The organism is Chamaesiphon sp. VAR_69_metabat_338, from assembly GCF_031423935.1.
GTDB lineage: Bacteria > Cyanobacteriota > Cyanobacteriia > Cyanobacteriales > Chamaesiphonaceae > Chamaesiphon.
On the sequence record NZ_JANPGM010000348.1, the window covers coordinates 1 to 7987 of the forward strand.

At 44.0% G+C, this 7987-nt stretch carries 10 protein-coding genes; 5 read left to right on the forward strand and 5 right to left on the reverse strand.

The genetic code is table 11. The features are described from left to right. Window positions 1-229: 229 nt before the first annotated feature. The 3 genes from RMO84_RS09925 to RMO84_RS09935 all read right to left on the reverse strand — a co-directional run bounded on the left by RMO84_RS09925 (window position 230) and on the right by RMO84_RS09935 (window position 1990). The gene (locus tag RMO84_RS09925) at window positions 230-442 is read right to left on the reverse strand and encodes a hypothetical protein (protein WP_310488304.1); all 213 of its coding nucleotides are present in this window, start codon (window positions 440-442) and stop codon (window positions 230-232) included. 148 nt (window positions 443-590) lie between these two features. Beyond that, a complete protein-coding gene (locus tag RMO84_RS09930) occupies window positions 591-1010 on the reverse strand; it encodes a hypothetical protein (protein WP_310488305.1) in 420 nt (139 codons plus the stop codon). A 35-nt stretch (window positions 1011-1045) separates the two neighbouring features. Then, window positions 1046-1990, reverse strand: a complete 945-nt coding sequence (locus RMO84_RS09935; protein WP_310488306.1) for a glycosyltransferase — start codon at window positions 1988-1990, stop codon at window positions 1046-1048. 167 nt (window positions 1991-2157) lie between these two features. Between RMO84_RS09935 and RMO84_RS09940 the strand changes: the two genes are divergently transcribed. The 3 genes from RMO84_RS09940 (at window position 2158) to RMO84_RS09950 (ending at window position 4338) form a co-directional block, all read left to right on the forward strand. Beyond that, window positions 2158-2502, forward strand: coding sequence for a hypothetical protein (locus RMO84_RS09940; protein WP_310488307.1), 345 nt, complete (start codon window positions 2158-2160; stop codon window positions 2500-2502). Between the two features lie 169 nt (window positions 2503-2671). Next, a complete protein-coding gene (locus RMO84_RS09945) occupies window positions 2672-3670 on the forward strand; it encodes an ATP-binding cassette domain-containing protein (RefSeq protein ID WP_310488308.1) in 999 nt (332 codons plus the stop codon). Window positions 3671-3726: 56 nt separating this feature from the next. After that, entirely contained in the window at window positions 3727-4338 is a 612-nt protein-coding gene (locus tag RMO84_RS09950) for a hypothetical protein (RefSeq protein WP_310488309.1), read from the forward strand. Window positions 4339-4543: 205 nt separating this feature from the next. On the opposite strand, the gene RMO84_RS09955 is transcribed toward RMO84_RS09950, so the two are convergent. After that, window positions 4544-5080, reverse strand: coding sequence for a hypothetical protein (locus RMO84_RS09955; RefSeq protein WP_310488310.1), 537 nt, complete (start codon window positions 5078-5080; stop codon window positions 4544-4546). A 51-nt stretch (window positions 5081-5131) separates the two neighbouring features. Then, window positions 5132-6541, reverse strand: a complete 1410-nt coding sequence (locus RMO84_RS09960; protein WP_310488311.1) for an AAA family ATPase — start codon at window positions 6539-6541, stop codon at window positions 5132-5134. A gap of 455 nt (window positions 6542-6996) precedes the next feature. On the opposite strand from RMO84_RS09960, the gene RMO84_RS09965 reads away from it, so the two are divergent. Both RMO84_RS09965 and RMO84_RS09970 read left to right on the forward strand, forming a co-directional pair. After that, a complete protein-coding gene (locus tag RMO84_RS09965; RefSeq protein WP_310488312.1) occupies window positions 6997-7287 on the forward strand; it encodes an excisionase family DNA-binding protein in 291 nt (96 codons plus the stop codon). Window positions 7288-7406: 119 nt separating this feature from the next. Continuing rightward, on the forward strand, window positions 7407-7987 hold a 581-nt coding region (locus RMO84_RS09970; RefSeq protein WP_310488313.1), incomplete at its 3' end, for an ABC-2 family transporter protein.

Sequence of the window (7987 nt, forward strand, 5' to 3'; positions counted from 1 at the left end):
TTTCTAGCCATCTGCGCGCTGAAACCGAACAAGTAGCCGCGCAAGCCCTAATCGATGCTGCCAAACAACACGGTGGGAGTGACAATATCACTGTGATTATCGCGACGATGCAATAGATTAGTATCGATCGCTACAACTACACATCACGACATAAATTTACTTCGAGTTTACAGATCTCAATGTTCGTGAAGATCGATGGTCGCATCTTCATGAATTAAGATACGAAGATTCACGATCGAGGTGGCAGCCGATCGATTAATTGTTGACGTTGCTGCTGCCACCATTCGTCTGGAACTTCGATTGTCCGATCTTTCTGAAGTGTGGATTTGAGAAGAGCATTAACCTTCTGCTTCGCTTGACGTTCTTGCTCTTGTTCGACCAAGGCCGTTAAAAATTCATCAGGAGTACTGTATGTACCGCTGGAAATCTGTCGATTCTCCACAAAGGAGACGCTACGCGAACGATATAATCCTTCACTGCTTCGGGTAAAGTTATCGTGAGATCGGTCATGATGTGTTTACTAGATCGGATTATTTGAATTATAACTTATACCTTAGTTCTACAGGCTAAAGTAATCTCGATATCCAGATCTAGTAACGATCGATCCCCACTTCGCCTTGAAATAGATCGTAAATTAGGCTGATATTTCCGATGAGGATCGTAAACACGATCGCCGCTAAAGCCAGCTTAAATAAAGTCAAACTCAATCGACTAAACTTGTTATTTCCTGGTGTGGGAAACGCTAGAAATACTAATAATCGCTCCGATGCAATTAAGACGATCGCCGCCCACACCATCCCAAATAACAAGAATAATAACGAGATCCCAATTCGATCGATCGCGAGGAGATACAGGGGCTGCTTAGAGATACTGTCTAAGGCGTAAACCGTATTATTAAAGTAATTTGTCCGCGCGATCGTCGGCAAGGTCAAGGTAACTAGCGATAAATCTAGTAATGAAGTGGTGCCAATCCACAACCACAAAATTAATTTATTAATCGCTTTACTCATTACTCTGTATTCTCGCTGGGACGATTAATCGATCGTTACCGATCGATCGCGCGCAAACTTTGTTGATATGCACGATGGACTTCTTGAACGCTGTACTGATTGAGAAAAATCCGCGCAAACTGCTCGGCTAATTGGGGATTGCCGCGATCGATCGTCCATTTTAATAACGGTTTCATCGTCCGTTCGTTGAGCGCGCCGCCCAGCGAGAGAATATTCCACAAAATTCGATGAAAAATGGTCATTTGGATCGTGACTTTGACATCGAGCGTCGGATGTTTCTGGTAGAAAATCACGCCCATTTTACCGCGTTCGATTTCTTGTTCGATCAGGCGCGGAATCCGATCGAGTGAGAACGCCGGATGCCAATGAAAACCCATAGCTTCGGGGCATTTGACCATTTGAATACCTTGGTTTTTGAGCCTGACGCCGAGTTCTAAATCTTCCCAACCATAGAGATCGAAATCGAGATCGAATAAACCCACTTCTAGTAACCAATGTCTGGCGATCGCCACATTAGTAGTGGCAAAATAAGCATTAGAAAAATCTAGCAGTTTGTAAGGTTCGCTCGTCGGCGATTCAAAGTTGGCGGTATTAATCACCGCCCCGTAAGTAAAGACGCGATCGTCGCCTAATTCCTGTTGTTTTGCGAGCAAAGTATCGGCATGACATTGGAGAAATGTCGGCGTCACCACAATATCGCTATCGATGAAAATAATCGTGTCTCCCTGCGCTTGTTCGACTCCAAAATTTCTGGCAGCGGAGGCACCTTTGTGCGCTTGTTCGTAGATTTTCAGATGCGGCAGTTCGCTACTGCTGTTTTGCAACCATTCGATCGTGCCATCAGTCGAACCATCATCGACGACGATCGTTTCGTAGCCAGTGACGATGTTGGCATCGAAAGTTTGAATCTCCAAGGCTCGCAAACATTTCTGGAGAATGGGGAGTCTGTTGTAAGTAGGAATGACGATACTAAAAAACACCGATCTTGCCCTCAGGGTTGACATTGCACCAAACAGGATAGGTAGTTAACTACACGCACCACCATCCTATCCTAGTTTTAGGACTCGATCGCGAGTTTGAGAGTTTCCGAAAATGAGCCGGCGATCTTTGTAGTTATCGATCTTAGATCTTAGCGAGAGGCTGGCAGATGGTATCGAGGCGAAACGAACGCTTGGGTGGATTATTTATCGCGACAATCGGGGCGTTGTTGACGATCTGGACTTGGCGTTCGGCAATCGATCGCGGACACTATTATTTACTAGCAGCCATGGGCGCGCCAGCATTTACGATTATTGGCATCGCCCTAATTGTCGTTCCTGGCTATCGCACCGAACGGCTCGATCGTGGTGAAGATCTCGATTTGTTGAGTGGCTGGGAGCTAATTACCGCCCGCTGGTGGGGGATTTTGGCGATTACCTACGGTACAGCAGAGCTGAACGCGTTGGGGAGTGGTTTTATCAATTTAGCGATTTTAAAAGATTGGCAGTTATAACATTGTTACGAGCGATACCCAGCCCGTAACCTCACCAGCAAGAATCGTTTAAGATGTTAGCTAAGGCTGGTTTACTTTGCTTGCGATCGTGCGAGGATCGACCTCTACGATGACGATACCCACCGCAAGCGATTGAGTCGATCGAGCTTGAGATCTACATCCGGTATTTATGGCTAGTATTATTGTCGATCGCCTGAGCAAAGTTTATCCAGTAGCGGTCAAAGAACCTGGTTTTGCTGGGACTGTCAAACATTTTTTTCAACGTACTTATAAAGAAATCAACGCCGTGCGGGATGTCTCATTTGAAATCCAAGCTGGCGAAATTGTCGGCTTTTTGGGCGCAAATGGTGCGGGTAAAACCACCACGCTCAAGATGCTCAGCGGACTGATTCATCCCTCGACGGGAACTGTCCGAGTTGCCGGACACATTCCCTTCAAACGCGAAACAGCCTTCCTCAAGCAAATTACCCTGGTGATGGGGCAAAAGCAACAGTTAATTTGGGATTTACCCGCCCTCGATTCACTCAAGATTAATGCTGCTGTCTACGGTTTGAGCGATCGTACCGCGCAATTGCGGATTCAAGAATTGGCAGAAATGCTGTCGATTCAAGACAAACTCACTCAACCGATTCGCAAATTATCGCTCGGCGAACGGATGAAAGCCGAACTACTCGCCGCACTGATCCACGAACCCCAAGTCCTGTTCCTCGACGAACCCACCCTCGGCTTGGATGTCAACGCGCAAGTCGCCGTCCGCCAATTCTTGCGCGACTACAACCAACGGTACAATGCCACGATTTTGCTCACCAGCCACTATATGGCGGATATTACTGCCCTATGCGATCGAGTGTTGGTCATCAACCAGGGGCAATTAATTTATGATGGCAATCTCAACGGATTAGTCGATCGCTTTTCACCCTGCCGGGAAGTCACTGTCGAATTCAAACATATCTATCCCCAAGCCAAGTTAGCACTATATGCCGATGTGCGATCGGTCGAAGGGGCATCGGCGAAATTTTTAGTACCGCAGGAAGTCCTCACCAAAACGGTGTCCCACATTTTAGGCGAATTAGAAGTCGTCGATCTGAGCATCACCGATCCGCCGATCGATGATGTGATCGGTCAGATTTTTCAGTCGGGAACTGCTGAGACACTGGTAAAGCAGTAAGATAATCTACCTGTATTGGCAATACCGATCCGATCTATAAATCCAGGGAAAATCTGATGATTCAAGTCACACAAGAACGCAAGAAAAGTTTTTCTAGTTTCACCTACAAAGAGGCATTTAAGCAGTTGAGCTTGAATGAATTGCAGCGGTGGCAGATTGAAGCAGAACCCTTACCGATTAGTGACTTTTTCAGACAGCGGTTAGAACGATTACAGCGATTCGATCTAGAGAGTTTAGAGGTGTCTAAGACATTACTAATTGATGCGATCTGTGAGGAGGGGCTAGAGGGATTCGATCGATTGAAGGTGTGGAAGGGTGCTTATCTTGAAGGTGAGAAAACTTGTGGCAATGCCGATTATTTGATTGCTGAGCGGCGCGGGTATCTGGAAGCACCATACCTGTGTGCAATTGAGGCGAAGAAGGATGACTTTGAGCAGGGGGCAGCGCAGTGTTTGGTGGAGATGCAGGCTTGTCAGTGGGTAAATCAGCAGTTAGGGCGAGAGATCGCTATTTATGGGATTGTAACAAATGGTGAGGGTTGGAAGTTTTATCGGCTTCAGATCGATGGAACGGTGTCAGAATCGCTGCTGCACGGGATTGGGGAAATGTCGATTTTATTGGGGTTATTGCGGGTTTTCTTTGGGCTATGCGAACAGAATTTAAATTAGTAGACCGTCCGATCGATCGAATTAGCAGAAGTCAATCTCTTACAAATTAGAGTCTAATCATAGCCTTTCCTCTGCTTTGGCGATCGATCCACCAGAGCAAGGAGCTGGAATACTGGGCTGGTTTTATGTACCCAATGTAGCTCCGTCGCTAGATGGTAAGTATCGTCGCTCTTATGCGATCGTCAACTGTGAATAAATCACTAATCTAATACACCAATCGATCGACTAATCCAGGCAATTTAGTTTTACCAATCCCGCATTTTAATTTAGTTAGGAAAGTTAAGTTCTTAACTCGCTCGACAGATCGATAGCTGATAATTGCCTGAGCGATCGGTGCTGGCTCAATCTTATTAAAAGCAGCAATATTTGCTTTGATATTTTCAAAAGCTGCTATTAATTCTACTTCTGATGCTTGATTTAGATTAACTTTAAGAGTTTTCCCAGCCTCAACTTTGAGCTGAACAGCCATCTCATCATCAACAACGATACAATAGACAAAATCTAATTTAGCTTGTTGAGCTGCGATTAAAATTTGGTTGTTTAACACCGCAGTATATTTATCTTCTTTCAGGAGCTTGACCATTACAGGTAAAACATTCTTGCCAGAAATAGCTAGTTCAGCAGCAATGGCATTAATTACCATAGCTTCTGCACTAGATCTACCTTGAATAAATTTGCATGGCAAGCGTAAAACTTGCCCTAAAGGGGTACTGGTGCCACGTCGCTCTAGAATTGATACCATAATAAGTTACCTCAATTTGTTTAGTGGATCGGACAGGAAAATTAAACAAGCCTATTTATCTGTATAGTTATGACTTAGAAAAACTTCAGTAGTTAATTTGTGAAATAACTTAGTGATTTGGGAGTTTTGCCAACAGATGACTGGCTTCTCTTGAAATTCTGCCTGTTTAGTTTGAGCAAAGTTAATCAAGCGTGTGTTTACTTGTTTGCCTGTAAATCCTTGCTGCTCAATTACATCAGCAATTGATTTCTCTATGCCCACACCAATATGAGTTGGACAAAGACTGTATAGTAATCCTAGATTCCAAGGGCCGACAGTGAAATCATCAGCCTTGTCACGCATAGTTTGAAGTGTCGGGATTACCTTTGAGGAAAGCTCGATCGCGTGTTTTAATGATTTAGCTCCTAGATCGAACGGCAGAATAATAGTATCAGCAGTACATAATAAACACTGAGCTAATTTATCATACTTAGGCGAAGCATCGATAAAGATATAATCATAATTTTCACGAACTAGATCGAGAATATCGTTAAAGATAACATGCGCTTCTTTGGCACGAACAGTATCATTAATATTGTTTAAGTAATTTTTTGAGGAAGACAACAAAGACAAGTGAAAACTTTGACCATCGCTAGTCGCAAAACTCTTGGTTTGAATGGATTTTGTTAGAATATCTTTAGCTCGATCGACTTCCTGAAGTTGAAGCTGGTCGTAAACGCGATCGAAATAATCAGGTGCATAATTTGCTTTCAAACCAATCCCACTAGTCAAATCGTTTTGCGGATCTAGATCGATTAATAGGACTCGCTTACCAGCTAAAGCTAGGCAAGAAGCAACGTTGATAGTATTAGTAGTTTTGGCAACGCCACCTTTACTGTTCCAAATTGCTGTCACCAAAGCTGATGGCGGAGCTTGCAAACAGTGTGCTAACTCTTTCAATAATTTTGGTAGGCTAGTTTTGTTAACGCGCCTGATGGTTGTCATGGGAATAACTAATCCATCTACTCGCCGCCATAGTTGGAAGAAGTCACCGTTAAATACTAATCCATAGTTAGCCAAATGACTGGAATTAACATTGTCAATGTCTAAATATTGAATAATTCCATTATTCTTGGGGTTATCTGATAAACCGACAGCATCTTTGTATAAGGGATGATTTTGACAAGTAGCTACAAACTGTGCGTCACTTACTGCTGCTAATCCTGATTCGCGCTTTTTAATTTCTATTGCTAAGATCGGGGGCTGCGCTGGATCGTTATAGATTAAGTAATCCGGCCTTAACCCAGCACCAATACCAGGCGTATTTTTAATTTGGTGATGATTTAGTCCTAAATAGTCGAAGAGTTTCACCATGAAATTAGCTGCCAAATCTGCCTCTGGGTAGCTTGTCGGGATACTCGCCCAAAGATCGACAATTTTTTTGGAGCTAGTTTTAGCTGGTGGTGGGGTAGCCGTAATCATGAAATCTCTGCTCCTTGAAGATGATGTTTCAGTCACATAGCATCGATCTCAATTTACGAAAATTTTAATCTAGAGCGTGACTAGATAGATATTCAGGCAACTTCGACTCGGAACAGGACACTTTGAAATAATATTTATCAGCCTTCGCTCGCCGTTGGTATTTGTGTAAGCTCACAGCCTACAACAGTATAAAAATACTAACAAAAGCGCAGCTAGGCTGCCCATCAAGGGCACTGCGTTTTTCTTGACATCGAAGCTGTGCTGCCCAGAATTTATATAATTAGAGTTATGGAGCATCTATTTAAAGTCTCTCGATCGCTATTGTGGCTCAAAAGAATTGGCTCTTGTAAAAACCCTCAATTGCTAACTGAAACAGAAGTAGGCTATACAGTGTTTCGATCGAACTCCAAATTGAGCTGCCCCGACTCCAATTGGAATCCTACAAGGCCGATAAAATGTTCCAAAATAGCGATGTTTTAACCCAAATGTCTCAGCGTAATGCCGTCAGCCCGATCCCGATTCATGCCGAACTCACTACTCAAGAAGCAGCAGATCGGCTCAATGTCTCCCGACTATACTCGATCGAGCAAATCGAATTACGTGAAATCCCCTATCATAAAATCGGCAAACACCGCCGGATTAATTTCAATGATCTGATGGTTTATAAAGACCGGATCGATCTTTCGATAGCGCAAGGGCTAGATGAAATGGTGGCAATTTCTCAAGAGCTAGAACTGTACGAATGATGGCTGCTAATATCGCTGTAGTCGATGATGCCTGCGTTCTCTATCCTGCCCTCTAATCCGAACTCCACTGCGAACTCGATCGACTGCAACTCAACCTTACTCGGAGATAGAGACAACCAATGAAACATCTATTTAAAGTCTCGCGATCGCTACTAGTTACCTACTATGCCTATATGCTGGAGTATCGAGCCGAATTGCTCCTCTGGGCACTTTCGGGGTCACTCCCGTTCATTCTGATGGGTGTCTGGACGCAAGCCGCACAAACAGGAGATTTTGGCTTATCTTCGATCGAGTTTGCCCGCTATTTTTTGGCTGTTTATCTCGTCCGTCAACTAACTGTTGTATGGGTGATTTGGGATTTTGAGCGCGAAATTGTCGATGGGAAATTATCCTTTCGGTTGTTACAACCATTAGATCCCGTCTGGCATCATATCTGGTCGCATATTGGCGAACGTTTTGCTAGATTGCCATTTATTTTTGGGTTAGTGGCTCTATTCTTCTGTCTTTACCCGACGGCATTTTGGATACCGAATTTGGGGACGCTGGGCTTATTTGCGATCGCGAGCATGTGTGCATTCGCCTTGACTTTTATGATTCAATATACTTTAGCAATGTTTGCCTTTTGGACTGAGAAGGCCAGTTCGATTCAGGAAGTAGTTTTCTTAGTCAACCTCTTTTTATCAGGTGCGATCGCACCGCT